The sequence below is a fragment of the Chelatococcus sp. YT9 genome, assembly GCF_018398315.1.
GTDB lineage: Bacteria > Pseudomonadota > Alphaproteobacteria > Rhizobiales > Beijerinckiaceae > Chelatococcus.
This window is the reverse complement of sequence record NZ_JAHBRW010000002.1, coordinates 767167-788672: the sequence shown is the minus strand read 5'-3', so window position 1 is coordinate 788672 and position 21506 is coordinate 767167. Positions and strand designations below refer to the sequence as shown.

Here is a 21506-nt window from a genome sequence, read left to right as displayed (position 1 = left end):
CCATGTCTTTGGATCTCGTCTCGCGCGACGCCGCCGCATTCTTCCACCAGAAGGGTTCGAGCCCCTGCCTCTCGGCTCTACGCGCCGTCGAGGGCATCTGGCTCGAGGACGTCGACGGGCGGCGCGTCATCGACCTGCACGGCAATACTGCCCATCATGTCGGCTATCGCCATCCCGAGATCGTCGCGGCGTTGAAGCGTCAGCTCGACACGCTACCCTTCTCGCCGCGCCGCTACACCAACGAGCCGGCCGTTGCGCTTGCCGAGAAACTGCTCGCGCGCTGGCCGGGAGCGCCCGCTAGAGTGCTGTTCGCCACAGGCGGCTCCGATGCGATCGAGATCGCCCTGAAACTGGCCCGCGTCACGACCGGCCGGCATGAGACGATCTCGCTCGAAGGTTCGTACCACGGACACGGCTTCGGCAGCTTCGGCCTCTCGAAGGCAAGGCCTGATCCGCGTCTCGGCCCGTTTCTGCCGGGACGACGCCATGTCACGCCGTATTGGGCGCCTGATGGAGCGCGACGCATGCTGGCGGAAATGCGCGCCGCCTTCGAACAGTCGCAAGACGGCATCGCCGCCGTCGTGGCAGAGCCTATCCGCTCGAACTGCCACATGCCTCCGCCCGGCCTCTGGGCCGAGGTTCGCGGGCTTTGCGACCGCCACGGCGCGCTTCTCATCTTCGATGAGATTCCCACAGGGCTGGGCAAGACTGGCCGCTTCTTCGCCTTCGCGCATGTCGGCGCTGTGCCGGATGCGGTGGTGCTGGGCAAGGCGCTGGGCGGCGGCGTGCTGCCGATTGCCGCCGTCATCGCCGATGCGCGGCTCAACATCGCACCAGAACTTGACCTCGGCCACTACACGCATGAGAAGAACCCGTTGACGACACTTGCCGCCCTGACCACGATCGAGATCATCGAACGCGACAGGCTGGTGGAGCGGGCAGCCCACTTGGAACAGCGGATCAGGTTGAGGGTCGGCGAGCTCGCCCGCTTCATGCCCGTAGTTCGGGGGGTTCGCGGGGTGGGGCTGTTGCTCGCGCTCGAATTCGACGCGACGATGTGCGGTGTCCAGTCGGGCCCTGAATTTGCGGCCGATCTCGTCCGCGCCTTCATGGAGGCGGGTCTCTCGACGACTGCCAAGGACAACGACAGCGTCGGATTTTCTCTGCCCATGACCGTGAGCGATGCCGAGCTCGATCTGATCTTTGGAGCCGTCCAGAGGGCGGCCGAGACAATTCAGAGGAAGCAAGACAACTGAACGCGCGTTGATATCACGGCAGTGGGCTGCGCCCCCGTGAGAACGCTACTCGACCGCGCCTCCGGGACCTCCTTAGGCTGGAGCCGCATATCCTGTCCTTACTTCACCCGGCTCACCACCTCACATCTTGCAGGCCCAAATGCCTTACACTCTCGTTCTATACCGCCTGTATCAAATGGTGGACCTACGTAGGATACATATCGCACGGTCCGTGCGCCGTATCTGTCGATAGTAGCGCCCGGCTGAGGAACGTATGGCACTGACAGAGGAAACAACTCGGATTGCCGCGAGGCCGCTAACCATTCAGCCGCTTCCTAAAAAAGACGACGCGCTCCGTTTCCTCGAATCCCAGAGACATATGAAGCTCTTGGGTGGCCTCGTTCTCCGTTGAAGTATCCGACGCAAATTCGGAGCAGCCTGCTGCCAGACCCATTCTTCCACAGCTTCGCAGAGTGCCCTTGCTATCCCTCGGCGGCGGAAGGCGGGAGCCACATATATGCCTTCGAGAAAAGCAACAGGCGACGAGTCGCACCCGTTCACGTAGTCACGGCATAAGCTTACTTCAGCAAACCCGAGCAAGTCTCCGGCTTCTACCGCCATAAAGGCCGCAGCAGACTTATCGCCGGAGAAGAAGGCACCTTGAGGGCCTTGGCCTCGGGCGTTGCCGCCCAGGCATTGATGAAGGCGGTCTCGGTCATGGTGCGATAGAGGGAGACCCACCAGGCATAGCCATTCGGCTCAGGCGCACGCCCGAGGAAGGCATTGTACATCTGTGCGGTGAAGGGTTGGGCGGGCATGGTTGTTATCCGTAGTTGCTAGACCGATTTTGTGAACTTATGAACGAGAGCCTTAGTCTCCTCGTCCGGCTGCGCCACTTGAGTTCCTATATTGAAACGCCCCGCGCCTAGCCAAAAATCGATAAACTTCAGGTCGCTACTTGCACCCGCGTACGCAGAATCGAAGATCAACAGTTTCCCGCCGGGATGAGAATATTCAAATTTCTCGAGAGGGCTGCTAAAATCCATGCGCGAAATAAATTCTATCAAACAGGAATAATCTACATTATTCTCGCAATAGTACATCCTGATAATAACAATCTCCTGAGACGCTAATTTGCAAATCGCCGTCTCCAAAGGCTCGTCTCCAAGAACCAAAGCTTTTCCTGTATCAACCTCCACGTCTCCGACGAAATCTTTTATACGGCATGCCCTTTCATAGTCATTTATCTCATGCGTGTCAGTTGCATGACTGGAATTTCCTGAGATACCTTTCCATAATGGTGCCAATCCAACGGGTATGCACAATAGTGGCCCGCCACCGCTAACTATCCATTCCAGCATTTTTCATCTCCTCTTATATCCTGAGAGTAATCCACCCTGCCTATTACTGCAGTCTAAGCAATGAGGATAGTAGCTCTGTGGATTCCCGGTGGGTTGAGGGAAGTGGGGGGCTGGTGATCGGTGACCCAATCTCCCCGACGCTTGTCCAGCCTGACAACAGGTCCTTGCTTGTGTTGGAAGAGATTCCACCGGAGGTCGATCACCGGGTGGCAGTGCAGGAGTTCGTCGTCAAGCAAGGCACGCCGATTCACTACCTGATCGCGGTCCGCAGCGATGAGGATGAAGTTACGATCGGGCATTGCGAGAGAGCGCGATGCGAGTTTATGAGAATTGCTGACGAGGCCGGCGGCTTGAGTGCAAAACCGATACGGAAGCCTCGGTGGTGGCGGCTGTCTGAATGACTCTCAACTTCACCTATCTTGCAGCAGCCCTATTTATAGGTCCAACAGACCCACAGATGGAAGATGACCGTGCCCCACTACGGCTCCTAGGGGCATTTGCGCTAGGGTCGGGCATGCCTCGGGGAGATCCCTCCCGACCCAGCATGGGTATGGTGGTGCGAATTCCCCTTTGAGAAGGAATCTAAGGAAATCAGACGGGTAAGGACGTCCGATCGCCGGCCGACCCACTTATCTCTCAATCCAGGCGCTCGCGCCGCAACCACGCATATTGCCTAGCCACCTCGCGTCTTTCCGCTCGCGTCCCCAAGCCGGCAGGCAGGCAACATATCCTGTGCGTCGAAGCGGTCATCCGCGATGACACAGATAACCGCTCGAATTCAGATTTCAGTTCGTTCCGCCCAAGAGCAGCGCATCCTCTACCTCGACGCCAAGATACCGAGCAGTGACTGCAATGGCGAGAGGTTCGGTGAGCGCGTCGTTCATGCGGCCCGTTCCGAAATCGCCGTGCCTGCCGCCCAGCCGGACGACCACGCCCACTGGAAATTGTAGCCGCCGAGCCAGCCGGTGACATCGACCACCTCGCCGATGAAATAGAGCCCCCCGACGGCTTTGGCTTCCATCGTCCGCGAATTCAGCCCGTCCGTGTCGACGCCACCAAGCGTCACCTCGGCTGTGCGGTAGCCTTCCGAGCCGATCGGAAACACCTCCCAATTTTGAAGAGCCGCGGCGATGGCGGCGAGTTTTCTATCGCTCGCCTCGCCGATCGGTCCGGCCCAGCCATGGATCTCGGCGAGATGGGTGGCAAGACGTTTGGGCAGGATGTCGCTGAGTACCGTCGAGATCGCGCGGCGGCCGTTCTCGCGCTTGGCCGAGACAAGCGAGGCACTGACGTTGTCGCCGGGCAAAAAAGCGATGCGGATCGGCTGCCTTTCGCGCCAATAGGACGAGATTTGCAGGATCACCGGCCCTGAGAGACCGCGATGCGTGAAGAGCAATGCTTCCTCGAACGACGTTCTGCCGCAGGACACGCGCGCGTTAGCCGCGACCCCCGCCATATCTCTAAAACCGGCGAGCACGTCCTCGCCGAAGGTGAGCGGGACGAGCGCAGGGCGCGTCTCGGTGATGGCGAGTGCGAATTTTTCCGCGATCTGATAGCCAAGGCCGGTCGCACCCATTTTCGGAATCGACTTGCCGCCGCAGGCGACGACGAAATGCCGGCAGCGGATTTTCGCCGCCCGGTCGCCGCCGAGCGTGACGGTAAAGCCGCTCACGTCGCGCTCGATTGATTCGAGCATGGTTCTCAAGCGCAATTCGCACCCGACCTGGTTCATCTCGTCCAGAAGCATCGAAATAATCTGCTTCGCCGAAGTGTCGCAGAAGAGCTGGCCGAGCGTCTTCTCGTGCCAGGCGATGCCGTGTTTTTCGACGAGCGCGATGAAATCGTGCTGCGTGTAGCGACCAAGGGCCGACTTGGAGAAATGCAGGTTGCCGGAGATGAAGTTCTTCGCGCTTGTCCCGATATTGGTGAAATTGCAACGGCCGCCGCCGGAAATGCGGATCTTTTCGCCGGGCGCCTTCGCATGATCCACCACCAGCACGCGGCCGCCGCGCGCAGCGGCATGGATCGCGCACATCATGCCCGCCGCGCCCGCGCCGAGGATGACGGTGTCGAAGGTTTCAGGCTGCATGGAACGCAGCACTTGCCCGTGCCCGATGCACCAATAAGGCCAGCATCGTAGTTATCTGGAACATCGTGATTTTATCTCGCAGGCACTCGGATCGAAAAGAAACGTGAACAGCAAAGGGCTATAGTACGCAATCGCTAGCGATAACAATTCCTACTGGATCATGGCCGAACCCATCATTTTGCACATTGGGGAGGATGCAGTCTCCAAGGCGCTGCCGCTGCGTGCGCATTTCCGACGCATCCCGTTCCCCGATGGAGTCTGCTCTCGCCCCAGAGCCGCCCGAAACCTGCCAGTCCGCTTTCCGCCATTTTTACAGCTCTCCGTGAAATAGAGAAGCCACACCATCTGAAGTGATAGCGCGCCGCCTGACCTCCGACAAATTTAGTTGTGGCCTATCAATTGGAGTAACGGGCGCATCCTGTCGACCATAGATAGAGCGCTTCTAAGTACGGTGGGCGGGCAACAATTGTCGCCTCTTGCGCAACTCACCCGCTAACGCCAGCCCGACAGAGCAGGGACACGCCCTTCATGTTGCGCTGGCACCATGCGTCGGGTGTCCCGCGATAGGGTCACTGTCGCGTCGGCCTTGTCAACCTTACCTTTTGTGTGGTTCAGCACCCATTCTCAAGCTCGAGGAAATACGTGCCGTCGTTACTGAGATCCACGTTTATAAGATCTTTGGCATTGTCGGCCTTTTCCGCGTTCAGTCGCACCCCGAGATAATCAAGGAACATTTCGACTGACATCGCCCGTACTGTATCTTGGCTTACTGTTTTTGGGGTAGCCCGCTTGGCCAAGCCCTTGCGCAGCTCCTGAGCTCCCGTCAGATAAAAATTGCGCCAAGGTTCGGATCCGGCTTGATAGCCGAGCTGCTCGAGCGCATCTGCCTCGAGGTTCTTAGCCGCCTGGTTCCTGATGATGCGTTGTGCGAAAAAGGCGCTCTCGATCGGAGTGATATCATCGATCGACTTGAAGATTGTGCTGCCCGTTTGATAGCTATCGATCTGACGCGACGAAGCAGATGTGCGCTGACCAAATGACCCAGGCACCTCAGCTGCTCGCGCGAAATGGAGCCAAGCTGTAATGAGAGTGGCGGATGGAACTTTGGGACATTGGATTGCTGGCGAGCGCCGGACTTCTCGGTGGGCTTTGCAACGCCATCGCCGGCGGCGGAACGTTCTTCATCTTTCCAGCGCTGTTGACCATCGGATTACCGCCGGTTAGCGCTGGGGCGACTAGCGCGATCTCAATCTGGCCTGGTCACGCCGCTGGCCTGATAGGCGAAGGACGAGTGCTGCGGGACGACTTGGGCCGACGTCCGGGCAGAATTGCGATCTTCGCCTTTGCTTCGGCTGCTGGAGCGGGCTTGCTGCTGGTTTCCGGTGACGCCTTGTTTCGCGCCCTCGTTCCTTGGCTCTTGCTTTTCGCGACCATACTCTTTGCGGTCGGCCCCGCGCTCAACCGCTGGCTCACACGGCGCGGCATCCGAACAGCCGATGGCCCGGCAGCCCTGTTCGAGGGAGTGGTTGCTCTTTACGGTGGCTTTTTCGGAGCTGGCCTGGGCGTGATGCTGCTCGCGGTGCTGACGATCACGGAGGGCGAAGAAATCGCCCGTCTCAACGTAGTGAAGAACGGCTTGGCGACGCTCGCCACCTCCATTGCAATACTCATCTTCGCTGCCAGCGGCGCTGTTGCGTGGGGGCCGGCGGCGGTGGTCTTTCTGGGTGCGGTTGCTGGAGGGATGCTCGGGGGGCGGTTGGCGCGGCGTGTGAACCCACAGATATTGCGAATATTTGTCGTTTGCGTTGGGCTGGCCCTGGTTTTTTATTATGCTTAGCGCTAGCGATCCGAGCCTTGGTGGGGCGTTCACCGACGCGTTGGTCGCGTCCGCGGTCCATCTCAATCAATTTCTTGCCCGACAACCTTGCTGGACAAGCCAAACCGGCCCCGGCCGATGATAGCCACGGCGATGAGCGCCACGATCAGCAAATTTTTCATTGATGTCTCCGGGCAAAGAGCCGCGCTACGGCAGTTATTCCACAAACAATCTTCGGGGAATTCCCCACTTCTGCCCCAATTGACCGCTCATTAACCGCGCCCGTCGAGCTTTCGCTTCCGGGTGTCCCCGGTCGTCTCTCCGCCCCCAAGCAAGGCGACCGGGGGCTTTTAAATATCAATAGGCGGCTCGGATGCTTGCACCGTCGCTCGCCAAGAGGGCGGAAGTTAAATGTTGAGCGCGGTGGTTCAATCCGTGACGGGCACGAAGATCGTCTCCGCCTCGAGCAGCGCGTAGGGCAGATCGAGCAGACAGGCAATCATGTCCGGCACGTAGTTCTGATAGTCCGCATCGTCGACAATCCGCTTTGGCCCGGCGAACTTGCCGATAAGGTCAACGGCGTCGCCGCCGCCGAGCCGGTCGCATCGGGTTTGAGGTTGATCCCAATGCCGCGGCGTGTTGTCGATGGCGCGGAATGATTGCCGCGTTCGGGCTGTTCATGGCCATCAAGTCGTGCGCTGATCGGCGGTGATGATGAAGAAGTTCTGGACGGCAATCAGGCGACTCCCTTGGCTTGCATGTAGGTGTTGAGGGCGAAATAGAGGCAACTTCCTTGCCCGCGCGATGCGCCAGCGGCGGTGAGGCAACCTGCTGACCAGAGAAGGACGCGGGGCTACGACCACAGATGCGGAGTCACCAATGGGACGGTCTACGGAAGCCGCCGAGCCAGCGACGATCTGTTGGCTGTTCCTCCACAGCCTCTCATCTGAGCGCCACGACGCTGAAAGTCCATGAGCCCGATAGCGGTCGGAACCGTAGCGGATGGGGCGTGCCGAGCCGATTGACCAGGTCCTCGGCAGCGCCCGGGGCGTTCCGGGGGCGTCACCGCGCCTACATAGCTGTTACCGGCTCCGGCAGCGGAGGGTCTTGCATTTCGGCGCGCCCCCTCGCCTTCTATTCCGACAAGAACTCGATCTTTCGTGTGTCGCAGTCTCAGGCTCAGGGCGGTCAGGGCATGACGCAGTTCGGGCGCGCTTTGAGCGAGCTTCAGCATCAAGATCCTGTGCGCGAACTCGAGCCAGGGCAAAGGGCGGGTGGAGCGGGTAAATCGGACCCTGCAGGACCGTCTCGTGAAGGAGCTGCGCCTCGAAGGGATTTCGACGATCGAGGTGGCAAACGTCTATATTCCAAACTTCATCACGCGCTTCAACGAGCGCTTTGCTTCAGCTCCGCTTCGCCCGAATGATCTGCATCGTCCGCTGGAACGTAATCCCGCGCAGCTTGATACGATTTTGGCTTGGCGAGAGCAGCGTTATGTCACACAGCAACTGGCTCTATCCTACGACAGCAAGGGGATTTTTCTCGACGAGACAACGCTGACCGCTGGTTTAGCAGGCAAATATGTCGAGACCTACGAGTTTCCTGACGGTCGGCTTGAGGTGCGCTGGAAAGGTGTCACGCTGCCGTATCGCGTCTTCGATAAGAAGCAGCGGGTCACGCACACGGCGATCATCGAGAACAAGCGCCTGTCGAAGCTCTGGCCTGGGTCAAAGCGCGCCAGGACGAGATCAGACCGGCGCCACCCAAAACGCACAGCGAAGCCGGCGGCTACACGCCTCGGCTGAAAGGACGTCGAGGTCAGATCTCCTTCGTCGATCGTCATTTCGCGGCGAAAGCCACCGATCGCACCGCCTCTGCCGGCGCTGCTGCAAAACATGGGCTCTCCACAGCCCCGGCAGAGGCTCCGTAGCGCCCTGTGACATTTCTAAATTGCTGCGGCCTGAGACATTTCAAACGGTTGCAACATCTGCTGTACACGGGAGAACGAAAGGATGACGTCCGGCGGCAGGAGATGACAATGACTTCTCTATGAGCAGCTTCGACATGAAAACCTTCGCCCTCTCAGGTTCTCATAGATGGACGGGGAAAGGTTTCCAGAAAAAAGGACCAGCCGTCGCTTCCTGTAATGAGTGGCTTGGCCGCACCGTCGCGCTACCATATAAAAAAATTACGCGGTTATGTGATGAGAATGACTGCGCAATTGTTAAATTCTCTGAATTTTATCCTAAAAATTGTATCGAGCTTGGCTTATTTGCCTCAGATTATTTTCAATCAATACCTGACTCCTCGTTGGCAGTCGAAATGCGCTAGTGATTATACATATGGGAAGATATACTTTTGGACGAAACGGTCTAACAGTTACGCCGGAGAACGCGCTCCAAGGAGACGCCCCCTCTACAACCGCCACACCAAGCGCTTGTTGCACGAAGATGACGGATGTCATCGACACATCAATTTCTATATCCGGCCTAAAGGTAGACCCGCTTTCCGCGTAAACCTTCGCGAGAATAACGCCGAAATCATTATCGCGACGGTAGGATATCAACGCTTCGCCTCTGAGATCCGTGATATCGACCGTATCTCGGCCGGTCAGGCGATGGTCTGTTGGCAACAAGCATACCATCTCGGTTTCGCCCACCACCTCTGTCCGCAATTTTGGCGAGGACGATGGAATCATGGTCAGGCCAATCTCTGCCGCACCCGCCGCGACCTTGTCGAAGATCACGCCTACTCCGTGCACGTCCGCGACAAGCTCGACACCTAGACCGCTTTCGCGAATGGCGTGCTTCAGCGGAGGAAGAAACGACATGAGGAGGGGTGCGGACGACGAGACCCGCACGGGTGCCATCCGCCCTAACCTGATCTCCTCGGTGAGATTGCGAAGGTTTTGTATTTCACCGAAGACCCTGTCCACCTCCGGATAAAGCAGCTCAGCGAGCGCCGTAGGGATGAGCCGCCCTTTCTCGCGCAGGAATAGGAGGCCGATTTGGTCCTCCATACGGAGCAGCACCTGACTGAGGGCCGACTGCGACACATTGAGTTCCTGAGCCGCCCGCGTCAGCGTTCCATAGTGCATTATGGCCCGAAAGACTTCCAATTGCCTTGAGTTCATGATCGCAGATTTTGCTAGCCTTCGACCGTCAGCCGATGATGCGACCACTCGCATCCACAATCGCATACACCATAACGGACAGCGGTCTAAGCTGACACCGTGCTGATCGCCTTTCAAGCATTCCGGCAAAAAAGGTGTGACCATGGGCTCATGATCAATCGGCGCGAGCCTTCAGTTCGCTCATGTCGCGCAATCCGTCTCCAAACAGATTGATCGCGAGAACCAGAATAAACAACGCTGTCCCGGGGAGCGCGATGACCCAAGGACTAAAGAACATGAACTTTTTCCCCTCCGATATCATCAACCCCCAAGATGGGGCAGGCGGTAACACGCCAAGGCCGAGAAAGGAGAGCGCGGCTTCAAGCAGGATGGCGTGAGCCATCTCCAGCGTCGCAACCACAATCAGCGCGTTTCGGGCGTTCGGCAGGATCTCCCTGAATATGATCCAGGATGTGGAAAAGCCAATAGCGTGGGCGGCTGCCACGTACTCCTGCTCTCGCAATTGCAAGAATAGACTGCGTGTGACAACCGCAAAACGGTCCCACAGCAGGAGGCCGAGCGTCGCAATCACGATTGTCAAGGAGCTGCCCGCCAGCGCGGCGACGGACAACGCAACAAGGATCACGGGTATCGCCAGCCGCACTGAGACGAAGAAGGAGATCATCTCATCAAACCAGCCGCCGAAATATCCCGCGAGCGCGCCAAGCGTAATACCAATCGCGCCGGAGGCGATGGCGGTTCCAAAGCCGATCGCAAGCGATATCCGCGCACCGTAGATCAAGCGGGAATAGTAATCTCGTCCGAGCTGATCGGTGCCAAGAACATGCTCCCAACTGCCTTTGGTATGCCAGATAGGAGGTAGCATGCGTCGCGACACATCCTGCGCGTAGGGGTCCGCGGTCGCCAGCAAGGGGGCAAAGATTGCGATGAAGACAATTAGGATCAGGACCGCCAGACCCGTGAACAACGCGAGATTGGCTGTAATGCGGCGGAAGCGCTTAGGAAGAATTTGCAGACTCGGTCTGAACAATCGCCTGCCTGCCGCCTCGACCGAGCCAACATCGCGCGCAATCGGAACAGTCATCGGCCGCTCCTAAGACGCGGATTAAGCAGGGCGTTGGCGAGATCCGCCAACAGGTTCAAGCCAACGAAGATCGTAGCCATCACAAGAACAATCGACTGGATAACGGGAATATCTGCGCGCTGAATGGATTCCCAGGCCAGATATCCAACGCCATGCAGCGCAAAGACTGTCTCCACGACGATAGAGCCCCCCAGCATGAAGCCGAACTGAACCGCGGCAAGGGCAACAACCGGTATGATGGCGTTGCGCAGGGCATGCCTGAAGACGATAGCGGTCTGCGAAAGCCCTTTCGCACGGGCGGTGCGCACGTAGTCCGCCCCCATGACCTCGATCAATCCGGCTCTTGTCATCCGCATGAGCGCTGGCATCGCATAATAGGCAAGCACAATGGAAGGCAGAACGAAATGCTTCCAGCTCTCGTCGCCTGAAATCGGCAGCCAACGCAGCTGAACACCGAGGTAGAGGATGAACATGAGCGCGAGCCAAAACGAGGGTAACGCCTGACCAGCGACTGCGATCAACAGAGCAACCCGATCAACCCATGAGTTCGGCCGCAGTCCGGAGAGAATGCCGAGCGGCACGGCCGTGACGATCGCAAGGGCAATGGCGCAGGCACCAAGAAATAGCGTTACCGGCAAATGCTTCGCCAGAATGTCCACCACCGGCGTATTAAAGAAATACGACACGCCGAGATCTCCCGTCAGCGCCCGCCCGAGCCAGGCCAAGTACTGGATCACCAAGGGCTGATCGAGGCCGTATTGCCTGCGCACCGCCTCGATCGCCTCGGGGCTGGCGCTCACACCGGCTATGGCAACCGCGGCATCACCCGTCAAACGCAGCAAAGAGAAGCTGATGATGGATACCGCTATTGCCACCAGAAGAGCTAAAAACAGGCGCTTTAGCGCGTAGCTCCGCATTGTACAATCCGTTGTCTAGGGTTACTGAGAGCATAGACCAGTATTACATGGCTTCTTCATTTCCAAGAGACATCATAGAAACGGATGATTTCGTCAAATGAGCCAGAGAACTTGAGATCGGCGCTATGTACATAGTTATTGCTTTTGTTCCATAATGGCACCCAGTAGAGGTTTTCAACAATGCGACCTATCGCCTGCGAGTAAAGAGCCTTGCGCTCCGCCTGGTCAAGCGAGGCATTCGCTTTGACGATCAACTCATGCACGGCGGGGTCCTTCGCGATATCTTGCGGGTTCCCCCCGAAATAGGCACTCATCGTGATCGAAACGTCCTTTATCGACCAGTGTGTTGTCGACGTTTGCGCCATTTTCGCCTGCCCCGCCGTCCAGGCGTCATACATGGCCGGCCAGACCACGGTGCGAAGTTTCGCATTAATGCCAACCGCCCTGAGATCACCAATGATTGCTTCCGAGAGGAACCGATCCGTCGTCTCCCATATGTCGATGTCGAAGCCGTTGGGATATCCAGCTTCGGCGAGCAGAGCCTTGGCCTTAGCGGGATCGTAAGTGTAGCCCGCGAAATCGGAAGCGCAGCCAAACTGCCCCTGGTGGCAGACGAGATTCGTGACCTCTGACCCCTTGCTGAGAAGGTTCTTCACGATAGCATCGCGGTTGATAGCATGGGCGACGGCCTGCCGCACTTTCAGGTCGGTGAGAGGATGCGGCCCGGCCATGCCTCGTGGCTCGAGAAGCAGGAACTGGGTCCGCATCGTGCCCACAGGGCTGAAGACGAGATTGGGCATGTCGCCCATCTGTTGCGCCTGATCAAGCGGGACCTGCCAAAGGAGGTCGGCACGGCCGCTCATCAGCTCCGCGATACGAAGTTGCTCGTCTTTAAGGGTCTGTACGACGACGGTCCCGACCTTCGGCTCGCCTTTCGGGCTTCCATCGAAATAATTCGTGTTCTTCTCCAGGGTGTACTGCTTGCCCGCCTCAAAGGACTTCACCTTGTAAGGGCCCGTGCCGATGGGGGCTTTGGCCATTCCAGCCGCACCAACCTTGGCATGATACTCATTGGGATAAATTGGAACACCCGTGGCCAGATACTCGAGCGCAGCAGCGAAAGGCTTTTTCAAAAATATAGAAACAGTATAATCATCAATTTTCTCGGCGCGATCTATCCACGCGACCATCTGCTGATTGATGACCTTGCTTTCCTTGTTGGTCACCATAGATATCGTGTAGACGACATCATCGGCATTGAACGGTTCACCATTGTGAAACGTGACCCCCTGCCTCAGTTTGAAGCGCAGCTCCGTCGGGCTCTCCCAGCTCCAGCTCTCGGCCAAAAGCGGCTTGAATTGGCCCGAATCGATGTCGACATAGAGAAGCATGTCCCAGACATTGATGGCTAGGGTGAGGCCGGTGCTTTCCAACACGTTGTAGTAGTCCAATGATTGGAGATCGCGCTCCCAGGCGAGAACGAGCGTGTCGTCCTTCTTGCTCGCCAGGGCCGCGCCATTGGATAGGATCATCGCGCCCATACCTGCTAAAAGCAGCCGGCGAAAATAAGACTTCGGCATCGAACAGTACTCCCTTATCTGGATTCGGCCCCTCGGCAATTGCTTGTTTTTCTGCGGATCCGACACGATCTTCGATGCCCCGAGGGTCAGGCGTCCAATCTAAAAAGGCACCTCGTTCCATTAGGCGACCTTATAGCTAGCCGTCTTTCAAGAGTGGCCGATCGATCCTCATCGTGCTCAACCGGCCAAGGATTGCCGATACCACGGGATGGTCCGGTGTCAGCAGATTGCGTACCAGCGAAAAATGATCCTGCCCAGTGAGTTCCACGATCTCTATCGCGCGCTGCAAGCCGGCAACATGACGAGCCATGCTTTCCTGTTGTTGTGCGAATTCCCGTGTCTCCAGTTCACCCAACGCCAGCAGCAGGTCACAGGCCAACGGATCCTGGCTGTGGATTGGGCTGAGCTCATAGGCGGTCTCCGGGCTAAGACTGAGGCCCTCGTTCATGAAGCTGCGGCGGACAGGCTCGAGATCATAGAACCCGCCAATGGCCGCGACCATACGAATGGCGCGGCGCGTCTCCTCGTTCAAGCGATGCGGCTGAGCATAAGTGATGGCAGCCAGATGACCACCTGCCGAGTGGCCGAAAACGCAAATGCGTTCACCGTCGACACCAAGATCCGCCGCGTGAGCGACCACCCAGTCGAGGCAATGGCCGGCGCTGTCGACCACTTCCGGCAGGCTTCGTTCCGGAACCAGCGGGTAGTTGGCTAGCAGCATCGCGCACCCCTGCTCGACAAACGGGCGGGCAATGAAGCTGAACATGGCTTTGTCGAGCCGCTGCCAGCTGCCCGGATGAAAAAAGACGCAGGCGGGCGGCAATGCTGCGGCGGGCGCGGGCCGGAAGACATCCAGTGTTTCAAGACGATGCCGCCCATAAGCGATATCGAGCGCTGCGAATGGCCAATGGGCGCGAAAGGCTTCGCTCTCCATCTGCCAGGCGTCGAACTGCTCCTGAAAGTCAGGGCACCGCGCACGCAGGTTGAAATCATGGTCGAGGCGCTCCCGTTCCAATGCATCCACCGCGATCACCGTCCCCTGGTTCATGGACCAACCCTTTCCATCTTTCGGATAGCCGCTCGTCAGGCCGCGACTTTCTTGGCTTCCTCACCAGTGAACTCGCGCAAACGCGGCATGACCTCGCGGGCGAAGAGCTTCAGGCTGTCCGCGGTGTCGGCGTGCGACAGGGGCCCGCCATGCATCATTGCGGTCAGATGCCCAAAACCGCCGCAATAGCGATAGAAATCCACAATCTGTTCATAGACCTGATCGGGCGTGCCACCAAAGCCGACGCCAGGATCAATGAGGTCACGAGGATCGCAGATGACCGGATTGACTGCGGGTCCCTGACGGCCGGGGATATTGGTGAACATCGATCCATTGGCCGGATTGCGGAGCGCCTTGGCAACGATATGGGCGGGCTTGTAGCCTGGGGGACTGGAGTACTGCTCGGCCGACAAGCTGGACGCCCATGCATAGCGACGAACTTGCGATAACCGTGCCAAGCCCTGCTCTTCCGTATGGCCCACCGCGATCTGAGCCATGTAGGAAAAGCGATCGTTGGCTGGTGTGGAGCGGCCAAGTTCGGCCCAGCGCTTGCGATAGGCATCAAAAATCGCCTTGGCGATGACAGCCGAAAGGGTCGCCGCGACCACATAGCCACGATCGGCCACTTCCCTGACGGTCGCCGGGCTGAAACATGTCATCCATACGGGCGGATGGGGCTGCTGATAGGGGCGCGGCCAAATATTGATCTGCCTGTACTGGAAATGCCGGCCTTCGTAGTTGAAGGGACCGTCGTGGTGCGTCATCGCGGCGAGAACGATGTCGTGTGCTTCCCAGAAGCGTTCCCCCAAGGTTGCCGGGTTGCTGTTGGTCGGCCCCAGTTCCACGCCGCCTCCTTTGACCAGCCCCATTTCCAGGCGCCCCCCGGAAATTACGTCCGCATAGGCCATCTCCTCCGCCACAAGTACGGGATCATGACGCATGCCAAGCGGTATGCCGAGAACGAGCAGGCGCGCCGAGCGGGTCTCACGCGCCATGATGGCAAGCGGCAGCGATCCGGAGACACTTAAGCTCGTCGAGGTCGCATGATGCTCGTTGACCATGATGTTGAGACCAAGCTCATCAGCCAGTGCCCATTCATCCAGCCGCTCATTGAGAAGCTTTGAGGCTTCTGCAGGATCAAAATAGCGGTTGGGCATAACGTTGCGGATCGGCACCCTGTCTGCATGCTTCCAAGCTGGCGTGTAGGGGCATTCCGTGAAGTGATAGACCTGCATCGGATTATCCTGGGCTGGAGACTAGGCTTCAGCGAGCCCTCAGAAAATTGCGGATTAGCGAGATCACCTCGTCAGGCTGCTCGACATGCGGATGGTGGCCAGCATTGCCTACCCGAGCGATGTGAGCTTGAGGCAACTGCTCGACGAAGGCATCGTGTATCGTCCCGGACACGAAATTGTCCTCGTCACCCCGGATCACTAGCGTCGGCGCCTGGATCCGCCTCAACCATCGACCCAGCCGCGGATTGTGGAGAAACGGCCTCCAGGCATAGCGGACGAGCGTTTCCTCGAAGCGTGCGAGTTCCAGAAGCTCCTGGTCGCTGCGTTGATCGAGATGGTCAGTCTGAAAAAGGGGCTGATGGAATTGGATGCGGCGACGCTCGGCGCGCGACATTGCCCAGATATCAGCGATCGGGCGGTCCATCGGCGCCCCAACGCGCAATCCGAGGGGATTGATCAAGATGAGGGCGGCGAAAGCCGCTGGGTCGCGGATAGCGATCTCGGCCGCGATCCATCCGCCGATTGACGCACCGATGACAGGTATCCCGCGCAGTCTACGCGCGTTGAGTAAACCCATATAGCAATAAGCGAGATCATCGATGGTCTCGAAGTCATCCGGTCGCGGCAGAGGCCCGAAGCCGGGATGATAGGGCGCCAGCACCGCATTATCCTGCCCGAGCTTTACGAGAAACTCCCTGGAGTCATAGGTGGGCCCGGGACCGGAGTGCAGGAAAAGCAAGGGCTCGCCCTGCCCCGTCGTGCAAAGCTGAATGTCTATTCCGGCGACGCCGACCGTTTCGGAGATGATTGTTTCGACCATGGCCGCAGTATCCCCCTTCATTCCGCCGATGCGACGAGATGCGGAAAGCGGGCGCGGACGGCGCCAAAGGCCTCATAGACGGCCAATTTTGCGTCAGCTCCGGCTGGCGTTTCGCCAATGCGCGTGAAAATTTCCTTCTTCACCCAATGCCGCCAGGGAATTGCTGTTTGGCTCAGAACATCTGTCAGCGCGTCATAGCGTTCAGGTGACCAAAGCTTTTCAAACTCAACCTGTTGATCATTGTGAGCGACCACAGGTCGCAAAGACCGCGGCGCGCGTCGCAGCGCTTCGGTTGCCGCGTCGTCAAGCAAACCCTCCTCGTCGAACACAACGCCGTATTGCTGGCACGCCTCATCGCGGGTCAGAAGGCGGGCAGCGACATCGCGCGCCACAAGCGCGGGATCACGCTTGAAGGGGTCTCCCCAACCGCCACCGCCCGGCCCCTCGAGTTCGAGGACGTCGCCCGGCTCCAGGTGAACGATATCGGCATTGGCCAGATCGAGCGCGCGACCATCGGACGTGTGGCGGGTGAAGCGCGATGACAATCCAGGCGCGCCACCGTTCAAGCCCCAGGACGCAAAACGGCTGTGATCACGGTTGCGCGCAGTCACCATTGTTTGCGGTGCGAAGACTTCGAACTTCATCACCATGCCACAACCACCGCGCCACTCCCCCGGCCCCCCGGTTCCGGGCACCAGCCCATAACGGAGAAAGCGCACCGGCAATTCCGCTTCCGATATCTCGATCGGCGTATTCTTGAGAAAGCCCGAAACAGAACCCGAACCATCGTTGCCATCAGCATTCGGCATGCCGCCGGCGCCCCCTCCAACAGGCCCCACGGAGGCCATCACAGTGCGGCCGTTCTCGGCGACGCTGCGCACATTCACGAGCGACTGGCTCCCTGCAGGTGAGGCGCACATCCGCTGAGGAATAGCGCGCGCGAAAGCACCCAGCGTCACAACCTGCGTATGTTTGCAGACCAGGCTGCGCATGCCGACCGCTGCCGGGAAGCTCGCATTCACGACCGTCCCCTCAGGCAGGATCGCCCGCGCCACCCGCAACGCACCGGCGTTGAGCAGGAGATTCTTGTCGAGGGAATAAAGCACGTAGCCGAGCCCCGCCATAATCAGCGCATGGCGTGCATGTCCGCAGGTCGGCATGTTGAGCGACGACGCAAGCTGCGGATCGCTGCCCGTGAAATCCATCTCGATTTCGTCATCCCGGACACGGAGCGTCAACGCGACGCGGCAAGGAAAGCCATCAGGCGCATCCTCGTCCGCGAACTCCGCATGGAAGTAGTCACCGTTTGGAATAGAGCGAATGACCTCCCTTGCCTGGTTATGAGCGTAGTCAAGGATGTTGGTCACGGAACGCTTGAAGGCGGCCGGACCGAGCCTGCTCCCAATCTCAAGGATCTTACGGGCGCCGGTCGAAACAGACGCGATCTGCGCATTGAGGTCACCAAGGTTCTGACGAGGCGCGCGAACATTGTTCTGAATGATGCGGAGCAATTCATGATTAAGCTCGCCGCGGCGCATTAGACGCGTCGGCGGAATGCGAATGCCTTCTTGCTGTATCTCAGTTAGCGTGCGGGAGAGACTGGCCGGCACCGCGCCGCCCACATCAGTATTATGGATATGACCTGCCGAGAAGCAGATGAGTTCTCCTTGGAGGAAAACGGGTTTCCAGATGTGGAAATCAGGTGTGTGAGTGGCCACGCCTCCCGCATAGGGATCGTTCGTGATCCAGATGTCGCCATCCTCGTAACCTTCAGGAATGCCGATGACCGGGCCATAGTCGAGCCCAATGAACCAGGTTGCTCCGAAGCCGCGCGGCGAGGCAAATGTCAGTCCCTCGGTCGTCAGAAGCCCGCAGGAAAAATCTTCGGTCTCCTTGACGAATGTCGAATGGGCGGTACGCATCAACGTATAACCCATGGCCTCAGCGGCAGCTGTGCAGAAATTCGCGAATATCTGCAATGAGGAAATATCAGTTTTGACTGTTTGCAACATCAAAGTGAGATCCGCAGATTTCCGAAGGAGTCCACTTTCACGTCGCAGCCTGGCGGCACGATCGTCGTAGTGTCTTCCTGCGTGATGATTGAAGGGCCAGAGAGTTCCGCGCCGGGCCTCAGATCGGCCCGCCGATAAAGGACTGCCTGTCGAAAAGCCCCATCGAGCCAGATACGGGCTTCACCACTAGCCTGCGGCCGATGTGCGAGTGGTTCACAGCTCGCTAGCTGGGGCTTTATTGTTTCTCCGGAAACGACAAGGCGGACGTTGACAATCTGGATCGGCCCGGAGCGGTCACAGTATCCGAAGAGCCGCTCATGGGCGAGATGGAAGCAATCGGCTATGGCGCCAATGTCGTTAGCATCAAGCATCGACCAATGAATTTCCGTCTCCACTTCAAAGGATTGCCCGACGTAACGCATGTCGCACAGATACCGGAGCATCACGTTATCGGCGTGTTTCTGCCCCTGCTTCAGCCATTTCGTTGCTTTTTCTCGGGAATCAGCGAAGGCATCCTTCATAAGATCGACGCATTCTTGATCAAGCGTCTTGTATATCGTCCGGATGAAGTCATTCTTGAGATCAGCGACCAACCCGCCGAGCGCGCTCAGAACGCCCGGCCGCGGTGGCACCAACACCTCCTTCATCCCCAGATCCCGCGCGAGGAAAACGCCAAGCATAGGTCCCGCCCCACCGAAGGCGAGTAAAGTAAACTCGCTCGGATCAATCCCGAATCTGGAGATGACAGCACTGGTTCCCACGTACATTCCGGAAACGCAGATATTTCGAATAGCCTCCGCCGTCTCCTCGATACTTTGTCCCGAGCTGCGAGCGAGCGGCGCAATGGCATTGCGCGCGGCCTCGATGTCGAGTTTTACAGCATTATAGCCAATCTCGTCGAAGCCGAGCATACCTGTCGCGGCAAAGCTGTCGGTGATCGCAGGACGCAACCCGCCTCGCCCATAGCAGGCCGGCCCTGGTGTGGAACCCGCACTCTCCGGCCCCACTTTCAACACGCCCTGAGCATCCATCCAGGCAATCGAGCCGCCGCCGTCGCCGATCGATGTTACAGAAATGGAGGGGATGTGGATCTGGAAATCTCCGATCTGCTCGCCAACTCCGTACTGCGCTTTGCCGTCGAGGATCAACGCGACGTCAGCCGAGGTCCCGCCAATGTCGAGGCTCAAGACCTTGTCCACGCCGGCCGTCTTCGCGAGATAGGCCGCGCCGATGACGCCGGAAGCGGTCCCTGACAGGATCATTTGCACGCATTCAGACTTGCCCTGCTCGGCGGTCATCACCCCGCCGTTGGACTTCGTGACTAGGAGTTCAGGGCGCACGCCCGCTTGCCACAAAGCCTCCTGCATCGAGGCAAGGTATCGCGCGACCTGCGGCTGCACATAACCGTTGACGACGGCGGTGGTCGTGCGCTCGAATTCGCGGATGATCGGCCAGACCTCGTGGGACAAGAAGATGGGCACAGTGCACCCATCCTCCACGAGCAACGACCGCGCCTTCCGCTCATTCTCTCCGTTCTTGTTGCTATGCAGAAAACTGACGACAATACCTTCACAACCGGCCGCGCGCGCCGCCCGATGAGCCTCGATAATGGAGGCACAATCCACCGGCTCCACGACAGCGCCATTCGCATTCAGGCGTTCGCGGATTCCAAAGACCTGGCTGCGTGGCACAAGCGGCGCGGGGCGGCTAGAAAACAGGTCATACATGTCGGGGCTCTTGAGACGCGCCAGTTCAAGTACGTCTACGAAGCCATCGGTCGTGAACAACGCAAGCCTAAGGCCTTTGCGCTGAATAACGGTATTGACGCCAACAGTTGTTCCATGAGTGAAATAAGTTATGGCGTCCGCGTTGATGCCATAGCGCCGCTCGAGCTCACGCAGTCCTGTCAGCATCTCCTCGCCTGGACGATCGGGACGCGAGAATACCTTGAGCGCTTCAAGCTGCCCGGTGCGCTCATCGAACACCGCGAAATCTGTGAAGGAACCACCGATATCGACTCCAACGCGGAAACCCATTTGAGACCCTTCATCGCTCAAAGATGCAATAAGCGCATCTCGTAGGGTCACGATGGTCTATGCTATCCAGCGTCGTCCAGCCGCGTTTGGAGCGAGAAGCTATAAGGTAGCATTATGAGCTGCTTTGCTCGTGCGACTTGGCGCGGCCATAGCAATTCCATCGCCTGGCAATTGTGCTAAGCCAGCACCTACACAGGACATGTCGCTGGCACCCTTTAAAACGACCGTCTGGAACGGTGAGGCAGGATGTGGCGCATCAGATCGACTAGTGCGTGTTGGCCTGCTGCCGGTTTCGTGGACGTTCAGTTAAGCTAATCCAACCTTCTTTTCGAACTCGACCTAGCTGAGATAGCCGATGGTCGAGCGCCTGCGGATGGTGTTCTAGAACCGCTCGATGTAGTCGAACACGTCCGCCCTGGCGGCGTCGCGGGTTCGGTAGACCTTGCCCTGATCCGCTCGGCTTTCAGGGATGAGAAGAAGCTCTCCATCGCGGCATTGTCCTAGATGTTGCCAGATCAGCTCATCGAACAGGTGACGCCGTTCTCGGCGAGCAACTCCTGGACGCGCTGGCTGGTGTATTGGCTGCCCTGATCGGAGTGATACAGCAACGCGTCCGGCTTGCCGCGGCGCCAGATCGCCATGATGAGCGCGTCGGTGACGAGTCCCACAGTCACCTCGGCCTTCATCGACCAGCCGACGACACGGCGCGAGAACAGGTCGATCACGGCCGCCACATAGAGCCAGCCTTCCGCCGTCCAGACGTAGGAGAAGTCGGCGATCCAGCGGTGGTTCGGACGCGTCGCGGTGAACTCCCGGACAACGCGCTGGCCGGAGAGCGAGGTGTCGACGCCGAGCACCAGGCACTCTCGCGTAAAGTCGTCGACGATGACCAGGACGCGGAAGCGGTCGCCATCGACGAGCTGGTCCGCGACAAAGTCGAGGCTCCAGCGCTGGTTCGGCCCCTGCGGCATGGTCATCGGCGCCCGTGTCCCGAGCGCGCGCTTGCGCCCGCCACGCCGGCGCACCGTCAGACGCTCCTCTCGATAGAGCCGGAACAGCTTCTTGTGGGTTCAGCGCGATGCCGTCCCGCCGCAGGAGGATGTGCAGGCACCGGTACACGATCCCAAGATTTTTAGATTT

General features: G+C 58.7%; 15 protein-coding genes and 3 pseudogenes. 3 read left to right on the top strand and 15 right to left on the bottom strand.

Going from position 1 to position 21506, the window contains the following annotated elements:
• Positions 1-2: 2 nt before the first annotated feature.
• Positions 3-1256: an aminotransferase class III-fold pyridoxal phosphate-dependent enzyme gene (locus KIO76_RS23680; RefSeq protein ID WP_213326041.1), complete on the top strand. Its 1254-nt coding sequence runs from the start codon at positions 3-5 to the stop codon at positions 1254-1256.
• Between the two features lie 295 nt (positions 1257-1551).
• Here KIO76_RS23680 and aac(6') read toward each other — a convergent pair.
• From aac(6') to KIO76_RS31660, 5 genes and pseudogenes are all read right to left on the bottom strand, one after another.
• Positions 1552-1862 (bottom strand): annotated as a pseudogene (gene aac(6') / locus KIO76_RS23675) (aminoglycoside 6'-N-acetyltransferase); the annotation flags it as partial.
• A complete protein-coding gene (locus KIO76_RS23670) occupies positions 1847-2053 on the bottom strand; it encodes a hypothetical protein (RefSeq protein WP_213326040.1) in 207 nt (68 codons plus the stop codon). The gene KIO76_RS23670 and the pseudogene aac(6'), both read right to left, overlap by 16 nt.
• Positions 2054-2071: 18 nt before the next feature.
• Positions 2072-2596, bottom strand: a complete 525-nt coding sequence (locus KIO76_RS23665; RefSeq protein WP_213326039.1) for an Imm21 family immunity protein — start codon at positions 2594-2596, stop codon at positions 2072-2074.
• A gap of 880 nt (positions 2597-3476) precedes the next feature.
• Positions 3477-4685 (bottom strand): BaiN/RdsA family NAD(P)/FAD-dependent oxidoreductase, encoded by a 1209-nt coding sequence (locus KIO76_RS23660; RefSeq protein WP_213326038.1) that lies wholly within the window; start codon positions 4683-4685, stop codon positions 3477-3479.
• Between the two features lie 611 nt (positions 4686-5296).
• A complete protein-coding gene (locus KIO76_RS31660; RefSeq protein WP_291976675.1) occupies positions 5297-5734 on the bottom strand; it encodes an alkyl sulfatase dimerization domain-containing protein in 438 nt (145 codons plus the stop codon).
• 47 nt (positions 5735-5781) lie between these two features.
• Here KIO76_RS31660 and KIO76_RS23650 point away from each other — a divergent pair, with 47 nt between their 5' ends.
• Positions 5782-6522 carry a sulfite exporter TauE/SafE family protein gene (locus tag KIO76_RS23650; protein WP_213326037.1) on the top strand — a complete coding sequence of 247 codons (741 nt, stop codon included), beginning with the start codon at positions 5782-5784 and terminating at the stop codon, positions 6520-6522.
• 1102 nt (positions 6523-7624) lie between these two features.
• A pseudogene (locus KIO76_RS23645) lies at positions 7625-8317 on the top strand (transposase family protein); the annotation flags it as partial.
• Positions 8318-8746: 429 nt separating this feature from the next.
• Here the strand turns inward: KIO76_RS23645 and KIO76_RS23640 are convergent.
• The 10 genes and pseudogenes from KIO76_RS23640 to KIO76_RS31155 form a co-directional block, all read right to left on the bottom strand.
• Positions 8747-9778, bottom strand: coding sequence for a LysR family transcriptional regulator (locus tag KIO76_RS23640; protein ID WP_213326035.1), 1032 nt, complete (start codon positions 9776-9778; stop codon positions 8747-8749).
• A gap of 10 nt (positions 9779-9788) precedes the next feature.
• Positions 9789-10718 (bottom strand): ABC transporter permease, encoded by a 930-nt coding sequence (locus KIO76_RS23635; RefSeq protein ID WP_213326034.1) that lies wholly within the window; start codon positions 10716-10718, stop codon positions 9789-9791.
• Entirely contained in the window at positions 10715-11635 is a 921-nt protein-coding gene (locus KIO76_RS23630) for an ABC transporter permease (protein WP_213326033.1), read from the bottom strand. The genes KIO76_RS23635 and KIO76_RS23630 overlap by 4 nt, the downstream gene beginning before the upstream one ends.
• A 56-nt stretch (positions 11636-11691) precedes the next feature.
• Positions 11692-13281 carry an ABC transporter substrate-binding protein gene (locus KIO76_RS23625; RefSeq protein WP_213326032.1) on the bottom strand — a complete coding sequence of 530 codons (1590 nt, stop codon included), beginning with the start codon at positions 13279-13281 and terminating at the stop codon, positions 11692-11694.
• A gap of 70 nt (positions 13282-13351) precedes the next feature.
• Complete coding sequence (locus KIO76_RS23620; protein ID WP_213326031.1) at positions 13352-14263, bottom strand: alpha/beta hydrolase; 912 nt, start codon at positions 14261-14263, stop codon at positions 13352-13354.
• A gap of 35 nt (positions 14264-14298) precedes the next feature.
• Positions 14299-15498, bottom strand: a complete 1200-nt coding sequence (locus tag KIO76_RS23615) for an LLM class flavin-dependent oxidoreductase (RefSeq protein WP_213326030.1) — start codon at positions 15496-15498, stop codon at positions 14299-14301.
• Between the two features lie 28 nt (positions 15499-15526).
• The gene (locus KIO76_RS23610; RefSeq protein ID WP_213326029.1) at positions 15527-16318 is read right to left on the bottom strand and encodes an alpha/beta fold hydrolase; all 792 of its coding nucleotides are present in this window, start codon (positions 16316-16318) and stop codon (positions 15527-15529) included.
• 17 nt (positions 16319-16335) lie between these two features.
• Positions 16336-18330: a hydantoinase B/oxoprolinase family protein gene (locus KIO76_RS23605; protein WP_213326028.1), complete on the bottom strand. Its 1995-nt coding sequence runs from the start codon at positions 18328-18330 to the stop codon at positions 16336-16338.
• Positions 18330-20366: a hydantoinase/oxoprolinase family protein gene (locus KIO76_RS23600; protein WP_213326027.1), complete on the bottom strand. Its 2037-nt coding sequence runs from the start codon at positions 20364-20366 to the stop codon at positions 18330-18332. Before KIO76_RS23600 ends, KIO76_RS23605 begins: the two co-directional genes overlap by 1 nt.
• A gap of 339 nt (positions 20367-20705) precedes the next feature.
• A pseudogene (locus KIO76_RS31155) lies at positions 20706-21482 on the bottom strand (IS3 family transposase); the annotation flags it as partial.
• Positions 21483-21506: the final 24 nt, after the last annotated feature.

What these genes read in the sequence shown, in the direction of transcription:
- KIO76_RS23680 (WP_213326041.1), top strand. Translation starts at nt 3, where the DNA reads ATGTCTTTGGATCTCGTCTCGCGCGACGCCGCCGCATTCTTCCACCAG.
- KIO76_RS23670 (WP_213326040.1), bottom strand. Translation starts at nt 2,053, where the DNA reads ATGCCCGCCCAACCCTTCACCGCACAGATGTACAATGCCTTCCTCGGG.
- KIO76_RS23665 (WP_213326039.1), bottom strand. Translation starts at nt 2,596, where the DNA reads ATGCTGGAATGGATAGTTAGCGGTGGCGGGCCACTATTGTGCATACCC.
- KIO76_RS23660 (WP_213326038.1), bottom strand. Translation starts at nt 4,685, where the DNA reads ATGCAGCCTGAAACCTTCGACACCGTCATCCTCGGCGCGGGCGCGGCG.
- KIO76_RS23650 (WP_213326037.1), top strand. Translation starts at nt 5,782, where the DNA reads ATGGAACTTTGGGACATTGGATTGCTGGCGAGCGCCGGACTTCTCGGT.
- KIO76_RS23640 (WP_213326035.1), bottom strand. Translation starts at nt 9,778, where the DNA reads ATGGTCACACCTTTTTTGCCGGAATGCTTGAAAGGCGATCAGCACGGT.
- KIO76_RS23635 (WP_213326034.1), bottom strand. Translation starts at nt 10,718, where the DNA reads ATGACTGTTCCGATTGCGCGCGATGTTGGCTCGGTCGAGGCGGCAGGC.
- KIO76_RS23630 (WP_213326033.1), bottom strand. Translation starts at nt 11,635, where the DNA reads ATGCGGAGCTACGCGCTAAAGCGCCTGTTTTTAGCTCTTCTGGTGGCA.
- KIO76_RS23620 (WP_213326031.1), bottom strand. Translation starts at nt 14,263, where the DNA reads ATGAACCAGGGGACGGTGATCGCGGTGGATGCATTGGAACGGGAGCGC.
- KIO76_RS23615 (WP_213326030.1), bottom strand. Translation starts at nt 15,498, where the DNA reads ATGCAGGTCTATCACTTCACGGAATGCCCCTACACGCCAGCTTGGAAG.
- KIO76_RS23610 (WP_213326029.1), bottom strand. Translation starts at nt 16,318, where the DNA reads ATGGTCGAAACAATCATCTCCGAAACGGTCGGCGTCGCCGGAATAGAC.
- KIO76_RS23605 (WP_213326028.1), bottom strand. Translation starts at nt 18,330, where the DNA reads ATGTTGCAAACAGTCAAAACTGATATTTCCTCATTGCAGATATTCGCG.
- KIO76_RS23600 (WP_213326027.1), bottom strand. Translation starts at nt 20,366, where the DNA reads ATGGGTTTCCGCGTTGGAGTCGATATCGGTGGTTCCTTCACAGATTTC.